Raw genomic sequence first — 22,034 nt, 5'->3', positions numbered from 1 at the left:
AGTTTTATGAAGGTAAATAAGAGAATATTATCAATAGGATTGACAGTATCATTAATAATGGCAGGGGCAATAAATATCAATGCACTTTCAAGTATAGAGAAGATACAAGGGAAAGATAGATATGAGACAGCTGCCAAAATTGCACAGAAGCAAACATATGAAAATGTAGTACTAGTAAATACAGACAATACTTTAGCAGATGGACTTAGTGCAAGTGGATTAGCAGGAGCAGTTAAAGCACCTATATTAATATCACAAAGAAATAATATACCATCAGATACAGAAAAAATGTTAAAAGATGTAAAGAAAGCTTATATAATAGGGACTGAAGATTCGATAGGAAAATCAGTTGAAAACAAATTAAAGCAAAAAGGCATAGAAGTTAAAAGAATAGGTGGTAATGATAGAATAGAAACAAGTTATCTTATAGCAAAAGAAATAGCTTCAATAAAGCCTATAGATAAGGTGTTTATAACTAACGGGTATACAGGTGAAGCAGATGCTATGAGTGCATCATCAGTAGCATCAAGAGATGGTGCGCCTATAATTTTAACTGATGGGAAAAGTGTACCATTTGAGATAAAGGAAGGTGTACAATGTTATGCTCTTGGTTCAGAAGAGATAATAAGTAATGATTTAGTTAAAAAAACTAATGCAGTTAGATTGGCTGGCGAAGATAGATTTGAGACTAATAAAAAAGTCATAAAACATTTTTACAGCTCAGCAAAGGAATTTTATATTTCTAAAGGCTTCCAATTAGTGGACGCAGTTGCTGGTTCTTCTATAGCTAAAAATGCACCTATTGTATTAGTTGATGAAAGTAGTGATAAGTCTGTACTTAGAAGTGCTGATAAAGTTACAGCATTAGGTGGTATAGATGAAAAGACATTAGAACAATGTTTGAGTGCATCATCATTAGACGCAAGTGCACCAACAATAACAGTTGGGAATTTAAATATTTATCAAGGAGATAAGTTTGATATAAGTAAACTTAATATAGTTGCGAAAGATAACAAAGGGAATGGATTAAAACCAGAACTTACAGGAGAAGTTAATACTGATAAGGTTGGTAAATATAAAGTGACTATAAAGGCTACTGATATTGGTGGAAAAACTACATCAATATCAGTAGAGGTAAATGTACTTGAATATAAGACTAATGACATGAATAGTGCTGAGTTTAAGATGATGGTTTCTAGTGAAATGTATGATTTGGTAAATTCTTATAGAAAAGAAAAAGGTAAAGAACCATTACAAGTATCTAAAAACTTACAAGGAATGGCAAATTATTGGTCTAGATATATGGCTGATAAAGGAGAATTTGCACATGTAATAAATGGTAAAAATGCTGCTGAAGTATTTTCTAGTGGGATGAGAAGTGAAGAAAATATAGCTTTTGTTCCACTTACTACAAAGAGTACTTATACAACAAAAGATGCTAGAGAAGTGGCAAATGTAATATTTACAGTTTGGAAAAAGTCTGATAAATATAACGAGAACATGTTAAATAGTAACTTTGTGTACACTGGATTTGGATTATATATATTACAAGATGGACAAGTTTATGCAACTCAAGAATTTCTAAATAAATAAAATTAAATTTATTAGTTTGTTACATCTTGAAGTTTTGGGTATAAAAATTCATATATATGGAGAAAATAATAATTTAAAAAAATAGCTTGCAAAAAGAATAAAAATGGATTATTATAGAGATGTGAGAAATATTAGGAATATATGGATGATTATTCTATGTACATAATAAAGAGATGTAATTTAATATAATGTTGGGAGGAATTTAAGAAATGAATAAGAAAAATATAGCAATAGCTATGTCAGGTTTAACAGTTTTAGCTTCAGCTGCTCCTGTTTTTGCTGCAGAGGTAAAAAATGAGTATATAACTGTTCAAAAAGACTACAAAGATACGCTAAAAAAAATACAAGCGGGTATCATAAATGGATCAATAACTGATTTAAGTGTAATCTATGATAAAGATAAGACAATTGCAACATATGACTATGAAAATGATTATACTACAGCAAGCAAGAAAAAAGAAGCAGCAACTAGTTTATACAATCTTGTTGATTCAAAATTAGATAATTTAGGTGATGGAGATTTAGTGTCATTTAATATATCATATGATGCTTCTAAGAAAGTTCATACTGAAGAAGAAATAGATGCATTAATAACTAAGTTTGAAAATACAGTAATTGCTAAGCCAGCAACAGAAACTACGCCTGGTTTGGTAGAGGCAGATTCTACTAACACAAAAGTTACAACAAAAACTGTATATGCTAAAGATTTAATTGATTTTGCAAAAGCTGCAGATGGAGCAGGATTTAAACTTACAGCAACTCCAAAAGCAGATATAACAGCTTTAGATGATTATAAATATGCAGCTAATACAAAAGGAACATGGGCAGCGGCTAAAGCTTTTGCTGCTACAACAGGTACTGTAGTTCTTGATGCAGGTAAAGAATATGTTTCTAAAGGTTCACTTGTACTTGATACAACAGGTTCTACTGTTAATGCATCTAATATAGTTGTTGATCCTCAAACTGATAAAGGTGATACAGTTGTAAAAGTTATAAATGCAAAAGAATCAACAATAGATATAGATTCAAGTACTAGTACAAGTGCTGAAGATTTAGCTAAAAAATATGTATTTGATGAAGATAAATTAGATGATATATATAAAGAGTTAACTAGTGAAGAGGGATATGGAAATTTAGTACAATTAGTAAGTGGTAGATATCAAGTAGCTCTTTATCCAGAAGGAAAGAGATTAGATACTAAAGGAGCAACAGATGTAGAAAATACTCCTGTTAAATTAGTTCTTAAATCAGATAAGATAAAAGATATGAAAGATTATATAGATGATTTAAGAACATATAATAATAGTTACTCAAATGTTGTAACTGTAGCTGGAGAAGATAGAATAGAAACAGCTATAGAGTTAAGTAACAAATACTATAATTCTGATGATAAGCATGCTATAACTGATTCAGCAACTGATACAGTAGTTTTAGTTGGTTCTCAAGCTATAGTTGATGGTCTTGTTGCATCACCTTTAGCATCAGAAAAACATGCTCCATTATTATTAACTTCAAAAGATAAATTAGATTCAAATGTTAAATCTGAAATAAAAAGAGTTATGGATTTAAAATCTACAAGTGGTATAAACACTTCTAAAAAAGTTTATTTAGCTGGTGGAGTTAACTCTATATCTAAAGAAGTAGAAAATGAATTAAAAGATATGGGACTTAAAGTTACAAGATTATCTGGTGATGACAGATATGAAACTTCTTTAGCAATAGCTGACGAAGTAGGTCTTGATAATGATAAAGCATTTGTAGTTGGTGGTACTGGATTAGCAGATGCTATGAGTATAGCTCCAGTTGCTTCTCAATTAAAGAAATCTAATGGAGATTTAGATGTTGTAGATGGAGATGCTACTCCAATCGTAGTTGTAGATGGAAAAGCTAAGACTATAAATAATGAAACAGAAGATTTCTTAAATAATGCACAAGTTGATATAATAGGTGGAGAAAACAGTGTATCTAAAGATGTAGAAAAATCTATAGATGATGCTACTGGAAAAGAGCCTAATAGAACGAGTGGAGATGATAGACAAGCTACAAATGCAGAAGTAATGAAGGAAACTGATTACTTTGAAAAAGGAAGTGTAACAAACTACTTCGTAGCAAAAGATGGTTCTACTAAAGAAGATCAATTAGTAGATGCTTTAGCAGCAGCTCCAGTTGCAGCTAACTTTGGTTCTACTTATGATGGTAAAAACGCTAATGGAACTGTTTCTCCAGCTCCAATAGTATTAGCTACTGATAGTTTATCTGCAGACCAAAATGTAGGTGTAAGTAAATCAGTTCATGATGATGGTGGAAAGAACTTAGTTCAAGTTGGTAAAGGTATAGCTAGTTCAGTAATAAGCAAAATGAAAGATTTATTAGATATGTAATATAAGTTTTAATAAAACTTTAAATATAAAAAGACTTCTCTTATGAGGAGTCTTTTTTACAATAAAAAATAAATACAAAATAAAATAGAGGCTATAAATAGCCTCTATTTTATGTGAGAAATACCTAAATAAAAAGATGTTTAATTTATTTAAGTAAAATCATTATACTATAAATCAAAATAATTGTCTACTATTATGGATTTTTAATGTATAATAGTAATTGGACAATAGAAAAGGAGGTACTTATATGTCAGTTATAGATGCAATACTTGACAAAGCAGATGAACAAGAAATAAAAAAATTAAATGTTATAGTAGATAAAATAGATGCACTAGAAGATAGTATGAAAAATCTATCAGATGAAAAACTTAAAGATATGACAGATATATTTAAAGGAAGGCTTGAAAAAGGTGAAACTTTAGATGATATACTTCCAGAAGCATTTGCTGTGGTAAGAGAAGTATCAAAAAGAAAATTAGGAATGCGTCAATATAGAGTGCAGTTAATTGGTGGCATAGTAATACATCAAGGTAAGATAGCAGAGATGAAAACTGGTGAAGGTAAAACTCTAGTTGAAGTAGCACCAGTATATCTAAATGCACTTACAGGTAAAGGTGTACATGTAATCACAGTAAATGATTATTTAGCAGAACGTGATAAAGAGCTTATGCGCCCAGTTTATGAATCTCTTGGTATGACAGTAGGAGTAATTATAGCTAACCAAGACCCAAATATAAGAAAACAACAATATAAATGTGATATAACTTATGGTACAAATAGTGAATTTGGATTTGACTATTTAAGAGATAATATGGTGCCAGATTTATCCTATAAAGTACAAAGAGAACTAAACTTTGCCATAGTAGATGAGGTAGACTCAATATTAATAGATGAAGCTAGAACTCCTCTTATTATTGCAGGAGATGGTGATGAAGATTTAAAACTTTACGAATTGGCAAATAGCTTTATAAAAACTGTTAAAGAAGAAGACTTTGAAATGGATAGAAAAGATAAAACTATAGCTTTAACAGCAAGTGGTATAAGTAAAGCTGAGTCATTTTTTGGTATAACAAACCTTACTGATATAAAGAACATAGAATTATATCATCATATAAACCAAGCTTTAAGAGGATATAAGCTTATGGAGAAAGATGTTGACTATGTTATTTCAAATGGAGAAGTAATGATAGTTGACGAATTTACAGGAAGAGTAATGGATGGAAGAAGATATACAGATGGACTTCACCAAGCTATAGAAGCCAAAGAAGGTGTTGAGATAAAAAATGAATCTAAGACTATGGCTACTGTTACTTATCAAAACTTCTTTAGACTATATGAAAAACTTTCTGGTATGACTGGTACTGCAAAGACAGAAGAAGGGGAATTTGAGTCAATTTATAAGTTAAATGTTGTCCAAATACCAACTAATAAACCCGTTATTAGAGGAGATTTACATGATAAGGTGTTTAAGACAGAAGAAGAAAAGTATAATGCTGTTGTAGAAGAAATAATAAGGATACATAAAACTAGACAGCCAATACTTGTAGGAACAGTCTCTGTTGAAAAGTCTGAAAAGTTATCTAAAATGCTTAAAAAGCAAGGTATTAAGCATCAAGTACTAAATGCAAAGCAACATGATAAAGAAGCCGAAATAATTTCTAAAGCTGGGAAGTTAGATGCTATAACTATTGCTACAAATATGGCAGGTAGAGGTACAGATATTTCTCTAGGTGCAGGAGATAAAGAAGAAGAACAACAAGTTAAAAACTTAGGTGGTCTTTATGTTATTGGGACAGAAAGACATGAATCAAGAAGAATTGATAATCAGCTTAGAGGTCGTTCTGGTCGTCAAGGAGACCCTGGAACATCAAAGTTTTTTGTAAGTCTTGAAGATGATGTAATAAAGCTTTATGGTGGAAAAACTATAGAGAAACTTATGAAGAGAACGAGTTCAAAGGAAAATATAGCTATTGAAAGTAAAGCACTTACAAGAGCTATAGAAAGAGCACAAAAAGGGGTAGAAGGTAAAAACTTTGAAATAAGAAAAAATGTCCTTAAATATGATGATACTATTAATGAACAAAGAAAAGTTATATATAATGAAAGAAATAAAGTGTTAAATGATGAGGATATCCAAGAAGACATACAAAAAATGGTTAAGGATATCATACAAGAAGCAGGAGAAACTTATTTAATTGGAAGAAAAAGAGATTATTATGGATATTTTAAATATTTATATAGTACATTTATGCCAGCAGATACGTTACTAATACCTGGTGTAGATAAAAAAAGTGTTCAAGAAATAATTGATAGTACTTATGAAATTTCCAAAAGAGTATATGACTTGAAAAAGATGATGGTTGGTATTGATAAGGTTGTTGAGTTAGAAAAGACAGTACTTTTAAAAGTAGTCGACCAATACTGGATAGATCATATAGATGCTATGGAACAGTTAAGACAGTATATAGGTCTTAAAACTTATGCACAAAAAGACCCATTTAAAGAATATGCTTTAGAAGGATATGATATGTTTGAAGATTTAAATAAAAATATAAGGGAAGCAACAGTACAATACTTATATAAATTCAACTAAAAAATTACTTGTGTAATTGTTGTTAAATATTAAGATTAAGCAAGTATTTTGAATTTTATATATTGAAATTACAATTAAATTATTAAATCTATATAAATGAAAAAGAAGCTGAAAATCAGCTTCTTTTTCTGTGTGAGAAATACGGAAAAAAGAGATGCTTGAAATTTCTTTCTTCCATTTAATATTATACTATAAAGAAGATGAAAAGTCTATTAGTTATAAACTGGATTATAAAAAAAAATTACAATTTTGTTACTTTTTTGTATACATAAATATCTATAAAATAAAGTATTAAAATGAATTTTATAGTAAATGGTTAATTATTACAATACATCCTATTTATTGAAATAATGTAAGATATATATTATAATTGGTAAATAAGGAAAAATTGATAAAAAACTGAATTTTTTAGGGGGAAAACACCATGAATAGAAAAAATCTTTCAGTAGTTATGGCAGCTGCAATTATAAGTACATCAGTAGCTCCAGTTTTTGCTGCGGAAACTACACAGGTAAAAAAACAAACAATAACTAAAAAAGAAGCTACAGAGTTAGTTTCAAAAGTTAGAGACCTAATGTCTCAAAAATATACTGGAGGTTCTCAAGTTGGACAACCAATATATGAAATAAAAGTTGGTGAAACTTCATCACAATTAAAAATAATAACTAATATAGATGAATTAGAAAAATTAGTAAATGCTTTGGGAGAAAATAAAGAGCTTCTTGTAACTATAACAGACAAAGGTCATACAATAAATAGTGCAAATGAAGTAGTTGCAGAAGCAATTGAAAAGTATGAAAATTCAGCAGACCTTTCAGCTGAAGCTAATTCAATAACAGAAAAAGCTAAAACTAATGTTAGTGGGCTTTATGGAGTAGCAACTGTAGAGGCTTCATATGATAGTACAACAGATAAGTTGGTAATAACTCTAAAAGATAAAACAGATGTAATAACTTCTAAAACTATAGCAGTGGGTGTTGGTGATGAAAAGGTTGATTTAACAGTAAATCCAGTTGATTCAACTGGGATAAATTTAGATCCTTCTGCAGAAGGTTTTAAAGTAAATAAAATAAATAAATTAGGTGTAGCAGGAGCTAAAAATATTGATGATATTCAATTAGCTGAAATAACTATAAAAAATAGTGATTTAAATACAGTTTCACCACAAGATTTATATGATGGATATAGATTAACTGTTCAAGGTAATATGGTAGTAAATGGTACATCAAAATCAATTAGTGATATTTCAGCAAAAGATTCAGAAACAGGAAAGTATAAATTTACTGTTAAATATACTGATGCATCTGGAAAAGCGATAGAACTTACTGTAGAAAGTACTAACGAAAAAGAGTTAAAAGACACTAAATCAGCATTAGAAGGAAATTCAAAAGTTAAATTAATAGCTGGAGACGATAGATATGCGACTGCAGTAGCTATAGCAAAACAAACAAAATACACTGATAATGTAGTTATAGTTAATTCAAATAAATTAGTTGATGGGTTAGCAGCTACACCACTAGCTCAATCTAAAAAAGCTCCTATATTATTAGCAGCTGATAATGAAATACCAAAAGTAACTTTAGACTATATAAAAGATATAATTAAGAAAAGCCCATCAGCTAAAATATATATAGTTGGAGGAGAGTCAGCAGTATCAAACACAGCTAAAAAGCAATTAGAATCAATAACTAAGAATGTTGAAAGATTAGCTGGAGATGATAGACATACAACTTCAGTAGCAGTAGCAAAAGCTATGGGTTCTTTTAAAGATGCATTTGTAGTAGGTGCAAAAGGTGAAGCTGATGCTATGAGTATAGCTGCTAAAGCTGCTGAACTTAAGGCTCCTATAATAGTAAATGGTTGGAATGATCTCTCAGCAGAAGCCATCAAGTTGATGGATGGAAAAGAGATTGGCATAGTTGGTGGTTCTAATAATATATCTAGCCAAATTGAAAATCAACTTATTGATATTGATAAAGATAGAAAAGTGCAAAGAGTTGAAGGAGAAACAAGACATGATACTAATGCTAAGGTTATAGAGACATACTATGATAAATTAGATAAATTATATATAGCAAAAGATGGATATGGAAATAATGGTATGCTAGTAGATGCATTGGCAGCAGGACCTCTAGCTGCAGGTAACGGTCCAATACTTCTAGCTAAAACTGATATAACAGACTCACAAAAAAATGCTCTTGATAAAAAATTAAATCTTGGTGCAGAAGTAACTCAAATAGGTAATGGAGTTGAATTGACAGTAATACAAAAGATAGCTAAGATACTAGGTTGGTAATAACTTATACTGTGGAAAAGATTCCTTAATAAACAGAGGAATCTTTTTCTATAGTTATGCTGTTTATTGTAAATTATAACATTTTATGAAATAGGAGGATATAGTAGTGGTAGATGCAACTTTATTTTTTACACCACATCAAGATGATGAAACCTTAAGTATGGGTAGTGCCATAATTGAACATGTTGAAAAAAGTGATACACATGTTATATTATGTACAGATGGTAGCAAATCAATAATAAGAAAAGTATTAGATGATGGAGGGTCTTGTTCTTATCATATTAAAGATGTGCATAAGTATTCTCTATCAGAAAGTGAATTTTCAAAAGATAGAGATGAAGAATTTAAGGATAGTTGTGAAGCAATGGGTGTAAAAGAAAGTAATATACATATAGAAGATAATAGAGCTCATGATGGTGAGCTAAATAAAGAAAAAGCAAGGGAAATAATTCTTAAGTACTTAAAAGAATATCCAGATGCAAAGGTAAAGACTGTTACTCCCTTTAAGGCTAGTGGTATACATGAAGACCATAGAGCATTAGGAGAAGCTACATTAGAGTTATATAAAGAAGGCAAAATAAAAGACTTAAGATTTTATGTAGAGCCATATGATTATAATGATTTTAAAAAAGTTAATCCAAATGTAGAAGTATGGGAGGTATTACCTAGTCAAGAGGAGAAGTTATTAAGTGCAATGAATGCATATAAAAAATGGAATCCTGAAAGTGGGCATTATGCTATAGGATATCATTCAGTAAAATCTCATTTTGATGAGTTAGCTACAAATAAAATACAGTATGTACATGCTCCATAAAATATTATGAAAGAATTAGGAGGTAAGAATTAATGAAAATATCAAAAAAAATAGTCTCTTTGTTAACTATAACATTTTTAACTGTCACATTGTATGGAAATACATCTAATGCATCTACAAAAGATACATTAACAGGTTCTGGAAGATGGGAAACAGCAATAAAAATAAGTCAAGCTGGATGGACAAAATCTGAGAACGCTGTGCTAGTAAATGATAATTCAATAGCAGATGCTTTATCAGCTACTCCATTTGCAAAAGCAAAAGATGCACCAATATTATTAACTCAAAGTAATAAATTAGACAGTAGAACTAAAGCAGAATTAAAAAGACTTGGTGTAAAAAATGTATATTTGATAGGTGGTTCAATTGCATTAAGTTCAAATATTGAAAAGCAGTTGACTGAAGAAAATATAAATTTTGAAAGAATATCAGGAAATAGTAGATACGATACTTCTTTAAAATTAGCTGAAAAGCTAGATAAGGAAAAATCTATATCTAAAATAGTTGTAGTAAATGGAGAGAAGGGGCTTGCTGACGCAGTAAGTATTGGAGCTATAGCTGCTCAAGAAAATATGCCAATAATACTTTCTGATTCAAATAATGGGACTGAAGTAGCTGACAATTTTATAGATAGTAAAGATATAGAAAAATCATATGTTATAGGTGGTACATACTCTATTTCTAGTTCTGTAGAAAGAAATCTACCAAATGCAACGAGAATAGCAGGTAGTAGTAGAAGTGAGACAAATGCAAAGATTATAGAAGAATTTTATAAAGATACGGATATAAAAAATATTTATGTGACAAAAGATGGTACAAAGAATAAGAATGATTTAATAGATTCTTTAGCAGTAGGTGTCTTAGCGTCTAAAAATAGTTCTCCAATAATATTAGCAGGAAATAAGTTAGATACTGCTCAAAAGGATGTTTTAAATACTAAGATTATAGACAAAGTTACTCAAATTGGTGGTTTAGGTAATGAAGATGCTGTAAAAAACATAATAGATATGCAAGAGAAGACTAAATATACTGTAGAAACAATAGATGAGTTAAATGTTGCTATAAAAAAGGCTGATGCTAATGATGTAATAATATTTGAGCCTGAGAAAGATACTAGTATAACTGATTCATTTAAAGTAGAAACAAATAAAGCTATAACTATAGAATTTGATGGAGTATTTAAAAAATCTATAACTATAGATATGCCTAATGGAGACGTAAAGAACTTTGGTGAAATATCTGACGACATAAGAATAGATAACATAAAAAAAGGTACTTTGATTAATGAAGGTAGTATACAAGGTATAGATATTTATTCTAAAAATGGATGTAAGATAGAGAATACAAGTGATGGAGATGTATGGATTATAACTATAGATGCTGATGCTAAAGATGTATATATAGAAAATGATGGAGATATAACAAAAATATCAAATAATGCGCCAGGTGTTGTAATAAAAAATTCTGGAAAGATTGATTTAGTAAATGGTAATGAGCAACCTGCAATTAGTGGAAAGAAACCAACAACTAATGATACTGAATATAATGATGAAAGAGCACGTGGATTGTCTGTTAGTACAAAACCTTGTTCAATACCTGAAAAAGACCATGTAAGAGTGACAATATCCAGTGAACCTAAGAGTTCAAGATATAAAATTTATTATAGAGTTGTAGAAGACAAACCTTCTGCTATGTATGTAGGAGAAAAGATTAGTGTAAGAAGTTGGGATTTAGCATCAAAGTCAGATGGTTCATTTGTAGAAAAGGCTAAAAATGGGTCATATATAGAAATTGTTGAAATAAATACTTCAACTAATAAAGTTTCTAGATGGGGAAGATCAAATGTAACTGATGATGGATTTTAAAGACTAAATAAAATTTTAAAAGTAGATTACTATTTCTAGTAGTCTACTTTTTATTTTCTAAAAATTATCATTTTACTAAATAAATAATTTAAAACTATAACAACTACATTAGTAAAGACTTTAACTATAATATCATTTACAAATAGCAAATCAATCATTATATACATAATAACCATTTCAATAATACCAGAAATCAACCTAAAACTAACAAAAGACAAAAACTCCTTAAACAAAAACTTTATCTCGACTTTCTTACTTTCAAACACAAAAAACTTATTAGTAACATAAGCAAATAAAACAGCAATTATCCAAGCCAAAGCATTTGCAACCATAAAGTTAAATGAAATAACTCTAGTAAAAAATAAATATGAAACTATATTTACAAGGGTAGTAAATGCTCCAAAAAATAAATATAATATTGTCTCCTTATGTTTTTTTAAAATCAAATATAACCCTCCTAAATCAACAAAATATAAAACTATCTTTAAAGATACTAACACATTTTAGTATAACACATTCATTAACCAATCAATATATTGTAAAATATAATAAAAAATAAAATTATAATATTATTCAACTAATATGCAGCAAGAATCTATATTTTATCAAAATAAAATATGACCTAAATTTAGAAATCTGATATAATAAAAATTAAATACATACAAGGGGGTAAATATGAGAAAGTATAAATCAAAAAAATTGTCAAGCCTACTGGCATTGTTGACAGTTTGCTTTTTAATAGTGTCAACAATACCTGTCTCAGCAGAAAACAATAAAACTCTAGATGGAGTAGAAACTGCAGAGTATTCTGAAAGCTATCTTCAATACCTAGAAGATGTCAAAAATGGAGACACAGCAAAATATAATGGAGTAATACCAGTTCCACATGAAATGGAAGGTACAATACTTCAAAATAAGGGAAGAATCACTCTTCCATCATCGTACAAAGCAAGTGCAGCATACAATCCAATGAATTTAGGATTGACTACACCAGCAAAAAATCAGGGAGACCTTAATACATGCTGGGCATTTTCTGGTATGTCAACTTTAGAATCATATTTAAAGTTAAAAGGATATGGAACTTATGACCTTTCAGAAGAACACTTTAGATGGTGGTCAACTGGTGGAACACATGGATGGAACTTAACAGATATGACAGGTAGTTCAAATGTAACAGCTATAGGATATTTGACAGCATGGGCAGGGCCTAAATTAGATAAGGATATACCATATAATCTTAAATCTGAAGAGCAAGGTGCAACTAGACCTTCAAATATGGATACTGCACCTACACAGTTTAATGTGACAGATGTTATTCGTCTTGGAAAAGATAAAGAAACTGTAAAAAATGCTATAATGCAATATGGCTCAGTGACATCAGGATATGCTCATTATTCAAATTATTTTAATGATGATGAAACAGCATATAATTGTACAAATAAGAGAGCTCCTTTAAACCATTCTGTAGCAATAGTAGGATGGGATGACAATTATTCAAAGGATAACTTTGCATCTGATGTAAAACCAGAATCAAATGGAGCATGGTTAGTAAAAAGTAGCTGGGGAGAGTTCAATTCTATGAAAGGATTCTTCTGGATTTCCTATGAAGATAAAACTTTACTTACAGATACAGATAACTATGCAATGAAATCAGTATCAAAACCAGATAGTGACAAAAAAATGTACCAACTTGAATACGCTGGTCTTAGCAAGATAATGTCAAATAAGATAACAGCAGCAAATGTATTTGATTTTAGTAGAGATTCTGAAAAACTTGACTCAGTTATGTTTGAAACAGACTCTGTAGGAGCAAAATATGAAGTATACTATGCACCAGTAGTAAATGGAGTTCCTCAAAATAACTCAATGACAAAACTTGCAAATGGAACAGTATCATACTCTGGATACATAAATGTAGCTACTAACTCTTATAACCTACCAAAAGGAAAAGGAGCTATAGTAGTAGTTATAGACAACACAGCAAATCCTAACAAAGAAAAGTCTACTTTAGCATATGAGACTAATATAGATGCATATTATTTATATGAAGCTAAAGCAAACTTAGGTGAAAGTTACATACTTCAAAATAATAAATTTGAAGATATAAATACATACAATGAGTTCTCTCCTTGTAACTTTGTTATAAAAGCTATAACAAAAACATCTTCTGGACAAGCTACTTCAGGAGAATCTTTAACTGGAGCAGATAGATATGAAACAGCAGTTAAAGTTAGTCAAAAAGGATGGAATTCTTCACAAAATGCAGTATTAGTAAATGGAAATGCAATAGTGGATGCTTTAACAGCTACACCATTTACAGCAGCAATTGATTCTCCAATCCTTTTAACAGGAAAAGATAACTTAGATTCAAAAACTAAAGCTGAATTACAAAGATTAGGAACTAAAAAAGTTTATCTAATAGGTGGAGAAAACTCTTTAAGCAAGAATATACAAACTCAACTTAGCAATATGGGTATATCAATAGAGAGAATTAGTGGTAGTGATAGATACAAGACTAGTATATCACTAGCTCAAAAGCTAAATAGTATAAAATCAGTTTCACAAGTTGCAGTGGCAAATGGTGTCAATGGACTTGCGGATGCAATAAGTGTTGGTGCAGCAGCAGCTGACAACAATATGCCAATAATACTTACTAATGAAAAGAGTGAGTTACAAGGTGCTGATGAGTTTTTAAATTCATCAAAAATAAGTAAGACTTATATAATTGGTGGTACAGCTACTTTATCATCAAACTTAGAAAGTAAGCTTTCAAATCCAACAAGACTTGCAGGAAGTAATAGAAATGAAACTAATGCTAAGATAATAGATAAGTTCTATACTAATTCAGATTTAAAATATGCTTTTGTTGTTAAAGATGGTTCAAAAAGTCAAGGTGACTTAATAGATGGACTAGCAGTAGGAGCATTGGGTGCTAAGACAGATTCTCCAGTTGTTTTGGTTGGAAATAAATTAGATGAAAGTCAAAAGACTGTACTTAAATCTAAGAAGATTGAAACTCCAATTAGAGTTGGTGGAAATGGAAATGAAAGTGCTTTTAATGAATTAAATAGTCTTTTAGGAAAATAATAATGTTAGATATTTTGTAATTTAAAAAATATTTAATATAGCTTTAAAGATATATAAAAGAAATAAGCCCTAACCGTTAATATGGTTGGGGCTTATTTCTTGAGAAATTTTCTATAGAGAAAAATGTAATAATTTTAAACTGTAAAATAGTGTAAAGATACTCTATAATATAAGATAGTAAGATTTTAAACGAAATAAGGGGGTAATAAAATGAAAGCACCAAAAACTATTTTAACAATATTGACAATAGCGCTTACTTTAAGTGGGATTTCTATAACTTCGTCATATGCACTTACAGAAGAAAAATTAATAGGTGAAGGGAGATATGAAACTGCTGTAAAGATAAGTCAAAAAGCATATAGTTCAAGTAATAATGCTGTATTAGTGAATGATAGTTCTTTAGCTGATGCTCTTTCAGCTACACCATTTGCAAAAGCTAAAGGAGCTCCAATACTTTTAACAGAAAGTAATAAACTGGATGATAGAACTAAAACAGAGCTAAAGCGTTTGGGAGCTAAGGATATTTATTTAATTGGTGGGACTGCTGTGTTAAATAAGGATATAGAGAATCAATTAAAAAATGATGGATTAAATGTGGAAAGAATTAGTGGTAATGATAGATATGAGACTTCATTACTTTTAGCAAATAAACTAAAAGATATTAAAGATGTTAAGGAGATAGCTGTTGTGAATGGGGAAAAAGGGCTAAGTGATGCTGTAAGTGTTGGAGCACCATCTGCTCAAAATAATATGCCTGTAGTTTTATCTAGTCCTAAAGATGGAGTAGAACCATTTGAAAAATTTATAAAAGATGAGAAAGTTATAAAAGCATATGTAGTTGGAGGTACAAATTCTGTTTCAAGAGCTGTAGAAAAGAGCCTCCCTAATGCAGAAAGATTGAGTGGAAAAGATAGAAATGAGACTAATGCTAAGGTTATAGAAAAGTTTTATTCTGATGTAGATTTAAATAATCTATATGTAACCAAAGATGGAAGTAAAAATGAAAATCAACTTATTGATTCATTGGCAGTTGGAGTATTGGCAGCAAAAAATGAATCACCTGTTGTTTTGGTCGGTGATAAACTAAATACAAAGCAAAGGGATGTACTTAGTACTAAAAAATTAAGTACTGTAACACAAGTTGGTGGAAATGGAAATGAAGAAGCTTTTAATGAGATTAAGACTTTACAAGATAAGACTATCTTTGAAGCTAAAACTGTTGAAGAATTAACTAATATGATAAATATTGCAAGTCCTAATGACATTATTAACTTTAATCCAAAAGAGGATACTGTAAATGAAGCTTTTAGAATGGTAACAAATAAACCAATAACTGTGAATATAAAAGGGGATTGTTCAAAGACTATCACTGTTGATATGCCTAATGGTGAGGTAAATAACTATGCTACTTTAGTAAATGTTATAGTGAGAAATATTGGTGAAGGTGGATTTAATAATCATGATACAATATCTATATTGTCAGTTCGTGACAAAAATGGTAGAGTTATAGAAAATACTAGAAATTCAGATATAGATACGTTGATGATATTAGCATCTGCTAATGATACAAAATTGATTAATGATGGATATATAGGAAAACTTATAGATAATTCATCTAATAGTGATATAACTAATCATGGTACTATAGACAAAAAGGTTAATCAGGTCGAGGATTTAGAGGCTAAGGTTGATTCTATTGAAAAAGCTATAGATTCTATAAGTCAGAAAGTCAATAAAATACAAGACATACTAGATAAACTTGGATTTCTAAAGAAATTTCTTAACTAAAAAGATGTATATTTAAGAGAACTATATTTTAGACTTATGTATGAAGATATATAGTTAGATAGAATCATAGCTAAAGCTAAATATAAAGTTAAATCTTGGGGGAGGTAATATGGAGAGTGGATTTGAAGGTAAATTAAATACAAAAACTATAAAAAGTAGAGTTAAATCAATAGATATAATAAGAGGGCTATCAATAGCCCTCATGATAGTTTGCAATAATCCTGGGACTTGGATGAGAATGTATCCACAACTAAGACATGCTATATGGCATGGTGTAACACTTGCAGATTTTGCATTCCCTTTCTTTGTTATATCTTTAGGTGTTACAATTCCAATATCAATAAACAGTAAACTAAAGAATAATAAGTCTACAATACGAATAATACTAAGTATATTTAAGAGAAGTATTTTACTAATGTTGTTTGGATTTTTCTTAAATTACCTAGGAAATCATGACTTAAGTACTGTGAGAATACTTGGAGTGCTTCAACGTATGGGGCTAGTGTATCTTGTAACTAGTTTAGTGTATTTACTACTAAAAAAGCTAAATGTAGGAAGCACTGCAACTATAATTACTTTCTTGTGTATATCTGCATTTATTATAGTGGGGTATTACATAGTTGCAAAACCTTATGGATTTGAATTAGAAGGTTCTCTTGCACAATTAGTGGATTTCCATTTTTTTAAAGGACATTTGTACAAGCCAGAGTTTGAACCAGACGGATTTTTAACAAGTATAGTAGCTATTTCCTCAGGAATGTTGGGCTGTACTATGGGATGTGTACTTCTAAAAGAAAATATAGGAGAGTATAAAAAATTCTTTAAAATATTAATTATGAGTATCATTTTACTTACATGTGCTTTTGCTTTTAATCAATATTTTCCATTTAATAAGAGATTATGGTCAAGCTCATTTGTACTTTTAATGGCTGGAAGTTATGGTATTTTATTGGCAATATTTTACTTTATATGTGACATCAAAAATAAAAGCAAAATATTTACTCCAATAATAGCACTTGGAAGTAGCCCTATTTTTACATATATGTGTCTTGAGATATTGAGTCATGTGTTTTGGAATTTACCAAAACTTACTGATAAAGTAGATTATCCCACTACCTTGGTGGAATGGACTACATATGAACTTATAACACCTTGGGCAGGTACAACGTGGGATTCTCTTGTATTTTCTCTCTTGTATGTATTGTTTTGGGTTATAATAATGTCGTTTATGTATAAAAAGAAAATATTTATTAAAATTTAATGTAGTATTTTGTTTAAAAAAATATTTCTTTAATTTGTTCAAATATGCAGAAATTCTCAGGAATAATCCGGTTTTTCCCTAGCGAAAATTAAAAAAACATGCCATAAAAGATTACAAAAAGATTACAATTTGTAATCTTTTGTGCTATAATGAAAAAAGATTTACATAATATTGAATTTATGTAATATAAAACAAGTTCAAGAAGAATTAAATAAGATTTAAAGATCTAAAAATCTAGGGGGGATACAATGAGAAAAAGAACAAAATTATTAGCAACAGGAATGTTGTCTATAGCAATGGTGGCACCAAACGTGGCTTTAGCAGCAGAAAATACTACTGCAAATACAGAATCTAATTCAGATATTAATATAAATTTACAAAGAAAAAGTGTAGTGTTAGGAAGTAAATCGAATGCAAGTGTAAAATTTAAGGAAAAATTAAACGCTGATTCAATAACATTAAATTTTATGTGTTATGATATGCCACTTGAAGCTACTTTAAATTACAATGAAAAGACAGATGCATATGAAGGTGTAATAAATTACAATAAAGACCCAGAATATTTAAATGTATGGGAACTTCAAAGCATAAAAGTAAATGGTAAAGATGAACAGAAAGTTTTAAACAAAGAAGACTTAGAATCTATGGGATTAAATCTTAAAGATTATGATGTTACACAAGAATTTATAATAAGTGATGCTAACTCGACAAAAGCAGTAAATGAATATATGAGAAAAACTTCTGCACCAGTAAAAAAACTTGCAGGAGCTACTAGATTTGAGACAGCTGTTGAGATAAGTAAACAAGGATGGAAAGATGGAGCTAGTAAGGTTGTAATAGTTAATGGAGAACTAGCAGCAGATGGAATAACAGCTACTCCACTTGCTTCTACATATGATGCACCAATATTACTTGCAAACAAAGATGATATACCAGAAAGCACAAAGGCAGAATTAAAACGTCTAAATCCAAGTGATGTAATAATCATAGGTGATGATGGTTCAGTTTCACAGAAGGCAGTATCTCAAATTAAATCTGCTGTAGATGTAAATGTAACTCGTATTGGTGGAGTTGATAGACATGAAACATCTTTACTTATAGCAAAAGAAATCGATAAGTATCATGATGTTAATAAGATATATATAGCAAATGGATATGCTGGTGAGTATGATGCTCTTAATATTTCATCAAAAGCAGGTGAAGACCAACAACCTATAATATTAGCTAATAAAGATTCTGTACCAGAAAGTACATATAATTGGTTATCTTCACAAGGTTTAGAAGAAGCTTACTACATAGGTGGAGACCAAAGTTTATCATCAAAAATTATAGACCAAATATCTAAGATAGCAAAAAATGCAACTTCAAAAAACAGAGTGTCTGGAGCTGATAGACATGAAACTAATGCAAAGGTAATTAAGACTTTCTATCCAGATAAAGAGTTGAGTGCAATGTTAGTTGCAAAATCTGACATAATAGTTGACTCAATAACAGCAGGACCTTTAGCAGCTAAGTTGAAATCTCCAATACTTATAACTCCAAAAACTTACGTTTCTGCATATCATAGTACAAACTTATCAGAAAAAACAGCAGGAACAGTATATCAAATTGGTGATGGAATGAAAGAGAGTGTTATAAGCTCTATAGCATCTAGTTTATCAAAACACAATGCACCAACAGAACCAGATAATTCTGGTTCAGCAGCAGGAAAGACTGTAGTGATAGACCCAGGTCATGGGGGTTCTGATTCAGGTGCAACTAGTGGACTAAATGGTGGAGCTCAAGAAAAGAAATATACTCTTAATACAGCTTTAGCAACTACTGAATACTTACGTTCAAAAGGTATAAATGTTGTTATGACAAGAGATACAGATAAAACGATGGCTTTAGGAGAAAGAACAACATTATCAAATACTATAAAGCCAGATTTATTTACAAGTATACATTACAATGCATCTAATGGAGCAGGTAATGGTGTGGAAATTTTTTACAAAGTAAAAGATAAAAATGGTGGAACAACTAAGACTGCTGCATCAAATATCTTAAAAAGAATACTAGAAAAATTTAACATGAAAAATAGAGGAATCAAAACAAGAACACTTGCAAATGGAAATGATTACCTATATGTTTTAAGAAACAATAATTATCCAGCAATACTTGTTGAATGTGCATTTATAGACAACAAAAGTGACATGGATAAGTTAAATACAACAGAAAAAGTAAAAACAATGGGAACTCAAATTGGAATAGGAATAGAAGATACAGTAAAATAAAATAAAAAATATTAAAGCAAAATATATCATCTCCTGTTATAATATAAAATATAGCAAGAGATGATATATTTTTGCAAAGAATCAAATTATTTACAATGACGTTTATTGTATTGATAAACTGCTCATTATTGAGTATAATATAGAAATAAGTCAAAAATAAGATAGAAATACGTTGAAATTGAGAATTTAAAAATTTTTTATTCCAATATGGAGGTAACTATGTCTGGATATACTAATGATGAATGTGAAATACCTAAAGTTACAAGCTATCCAGGGGCAGATAAAGAAATTGCAAGTGAGATTGACTATAGCATAGTAAAAGGGACAGTTTTATTTGACTTGTACCAAAGAGTTATGGATTTAGTTTTATCGATATTAGGGCTTGTAGTAGGTTTACCTTTAATAGCAATATTTGGAATTCTTATTAAAATAGAGGACAAAGGACCAATAACTTATAAGCAAGAAAGACTAGGAAAATGCGGGAGAAGATTCTATATATATAAATTGAGATCTATGAGAACAGACGCAGAAAAATTTGGCGCACAATGGGCTGAAAAAGATGATCCTAGAATAACTAAGGTTGGAAAGTTTATTAGGAAAACTAGAATTGATGAGATTCCACAGCTGTTTAATATATTAAAGGGGGACATGGGCTTGATAGGCCCTAGACCAGAGAGACCAAACTTTACTGTTCAATTTAATGAGGAAATACCTGGATTTATCAACAGGCTTGCTATAAAACCTGGACTTACAGGTTGGGCACAAGTAAATGGTGGATACGAAATCACTCCTGAAGAAAAACTTAAAGAAGATATTTACTATATAAAAAATAGGAGTATATTACTTGACTTTAAGATACTCTTTAAAACTGTTAAAGTAGTATTGACAGGAGACGGAGCTAGATAATTTTAAAATATTAGATTACTAATCAATGAAAAAGCTCTTTAAAAAGAGCTTTTTTATTGTCAAAAAATACAAAAAAGAAAAGGAATGAGAACTTATGATTAAAAAATTTTCTACTATATTATCGTTAGTTTTGCTAATCTCTATTTCTAGTACGATAGGAGTATTTGCAGATGCAAATCCTAAAAAAGAGTTGATAGAAGGTAGTATACCAGAGATTTCAACAGAATTAAATAAAAGAGCATTTAAGAATTCTAAAGAAGTAATTCTTGTAAATGAAGAGTCAATTGTAGATAGTATAAGTGCAACACCTTTAGCATATGCAAAAAATGCTCCAATAGTTGTAACTAAGAGTAAAAATCTTGGTAGAGTAACAAGAAATTATCTAAAAGAACTAGGTCCAGAGAAGGTTACGATAATAGGTGGTTTAAAGGCAGTATCTAAAGATGCTGAACGTAATATAGAAAAAATGGGAATGAAAGTAGAAAGAATAAGAGGAAAAGACAGATATGATACATCTTTAAAGATAGCTAGAGAAATGTACAGAACAGTAGGATTCGATAAAGCATTTTTACTTAGCTCAACTACAGGATTAGAAAATGCCATATCTGTGTATTCTTATGCAGCTAAAAGTGGAATGCCAATAATATGGGCTCAAGATGAAGGTTTTGAAGAACAAATTGATTTCTTAAAAGGTAAAAACCTTGAAAAAATATATGCCTTAGGTGATTCAAAAGAGTTTATTGCAGATATTGATTCTAGCTTAAAGAATATAGAAGGTATAAAGCAAATAAATAAGTCAGCGACAAATATCGATTTAATAAAGAAGTTTTATGATGTAAAAGATATAAATAAAATCTATACTGCTAGATTAGACTTTGGAAGTAGAGCTGATGTAAACGAATATATTTCTTTGGGAGTAGTATCGGCTAAAGAAAATATGCCAATACTGATTTGTAGTGATAATTTAAGTCGTGCACAAGATAAATTCTTGAAAGATAACAACATAAGTGATGTAATTGAAGTTGGGTATACAGTAGGTAATTATAGTTTACTTAAGAGTATATTTAATCTAACATTCTTATCTTGTATAATATTAATACTATTATTACTATTGATTACATTTAGGGCACTTAGATATGAGTCAATATAGTATTTAATTTATAAGGAAGCTTTTCAT

The 22,034-nt window shown here is 29.8% G+C and carries 13 protein-coding genes; 12 read left to right on the top strand and 1 reads right to left on the bottom strand.

The features are described 5' to 3' along the window. Positions 1-6 precede the first annotated feature (6 nt). The 6 genes from KGF46_RS07245 to KGF46_RS07220 all read left to right on the top strand — a co-directional run bounded on the left by KGF46_RS07245 (position 7) and on the right by KGF46_RS07220 (position 11,542). Positions 7-1,593 carry a cell wall-binding repeat-containing protein gene (locus tag KGF46_RS07245; RefSeq protein WP_227861896.1) on the top strand — a complete coding sequence of 529 codons (1,587 nt, stop codon included), beginning with the start codon at positions 7-9 and terminating at the stop codon, positions 1,591-1,593. A gap of 209 nt (positions 1,594-1,802) precedes the next feature. Beyond that, complete coding sequence (gene slpA, locus KGF46_RS07240) at positions 1,803-3,974, top strand: S-layer protein SlpA (protein WP_227861895.1); 2,172 nt, start codon at positions 1,803-1,805, stop codon at positions 3,972-3,974. Positions 3,975-4,221: 247 nt separating this feature from the next. Continuing rightward, positions 4,222-6,567 carry a preprotein translocase subunit SecA gene (gene secA, locus KGF46_RS07235; protein ID WP_227861894.1) on the top strand — a complete coding sequence of 782 codons (2,346 nt, stop codon included), beginning with the start codon at positions 4,222-4,224 and terminating at the stop codon, positions 6,565-6,567. Positions 6,568-6,991: 424 nt separating this feature from the next. After that, on the top strand, positions 6,992-8,863 hold the full coding sequence (locus KGF46_RS07230; RefSeq protein WP_227861893.1) for a cell wall-binding repeat-containing protein: 1,872 nt from the start codon (positions 6,992-6,994) through the stop codon (positions 8,861-8,863). Positions 8,864-8,969: 106 nt separating this feature from the next. Beyond that, entirely contained in the window at positions 8,970-9,677 is a 708-nt protein-coding gene (locus KGF46_RS07225; RefSeq protein ID WP_227861892.1) for a PIG-L family deacetylase, read from the top strand. 32 nt (positions 9,678-9,709) lie between these two features. After that, complete coding sequence (locus KGF46_RS07220; RefSeq protein WP_227861891.1) at positions 9,710-11,542, top strand: cell wall-binding repeat-containing protein; 1,833 nt, start codon at positions 9,710-9,712, stop codon at positions 11,540-11,542. 50 nt (positions 11,543-11,592) lie between these two features. Here KGF46_RS07220 and KGF46_RS07215 read toward each other — a convergent pair whose 3' ends face one another. Beyond that, positions 11,593-11,988 carry a GtrA family protein gene (locus KGF46_RS07215; RefSeq protein ID WP_227861890.1) on the bottom strand — a complete coding sequence of 132 codons (396 nt, stop codon included), beginning with the start codon at positions 11,986-11,988 and terminating at the stop codon, positions 11,593-11,595. 229 nt (positions 11,989-12,217) lie between these two features. Here KGF46_RS07215 and KGF46_RS07210 point away from each other — a divergent pair, with 229 nt between their 5' ends. The 6 genes from KGF46_RS07210 (at position 12,218) to KGF46_RS07185 (ending at position 22,007) form a co-directional block, all read left to right on the top strand. Then, positions 12,218-14,629 (top strand): cell wall-binding cysteine protease Cwp84, encoded by a 2,412-nt coding sequence (locus KGF46_RS07210; RefSeq protein WP_227861889.1) that lies wholly within the window; start codon positions 12,218-12,220, stop codon positions 14,627-14,629. Positions 14,630-14,839: 210 nt separating this feature from the next. Continuing rightward, the gene (locus tag KGF46_RS07205; RefSeq protein ID WP_227842584.1) at positions 14,840-16,417 is read left to right on the top strand and encodes a cell wall-binding repeat-containing protein; all 1,578 of its coding nucleotides are present in this window, start codon (positions 14,840-14,842) and stop codon (positions 16,415-16,417) included. Between the two features lie 109 nt (positions 16,418-16,526). Next, the gene (locus KGF46_RS07200) at positions 16,527-17,678 is read left to right on the top strand and encodes an acyltransferase family protein (RefSeq protein ID WP_227842585.1); all 1,152 of its coding nucleotides are present in this window, start codon (positions 16,527-16,529) and stop codon (positions 17,676-17,678) included. Between the two features lie 248 nt (positions 17,679-17,926). Beyond that, positions 17,927-19,951, top strand: a complete 2,025-nt coding sequence (locus tag KGF46_RS07195) for an N-acetylmuramoyl-L-alanine amidase (RefSeq protein ID WP_227842586.1) — start codon at positions 17,927-17,929, stop codon at positions 19,949-19,951. Positions 19,952-20,170: 219 nt separating this feature from the next. After that, entirely contained in the window at positions 20,171-20,857 is a 687-nt protein-coding gene (locus tag KGF46_RS07190; RefSeq protein ID WP_227827554.1) for a sugar transferase, read from the top strand. Positions 20,858-20,951: 94 nt separating this feature from the next. Beyond that, complete coding sequence (locus tag KGF46_RS07185; protein WP_227827553.1) at positions 20,952-22,007, top strand: cell wall-binding protein Cwp7; 1,056 nt, start codon at positions 20,952-20,954, stop codon at positions 22,005-22,007. The last annotated feature ends 27 nt before the right edge of the window (positions 22,008-22,034 follow it).

Origin of the sequence: Clostridioides sp. ZZV14-6153 (genome assembly GCF_020657855.1) — a bacterium.
Taxonomy (GTDB): Bacteria; Bacillota; Clostridia; order Peptostreptococcales; family Peptostreptococcaceae; genus Clostridioides.
The sequence above is the reverse complement of the archived record's forward strand: the minus strand, read 5'-3'. Positions and strand labels throughout refer to the sequence as shown.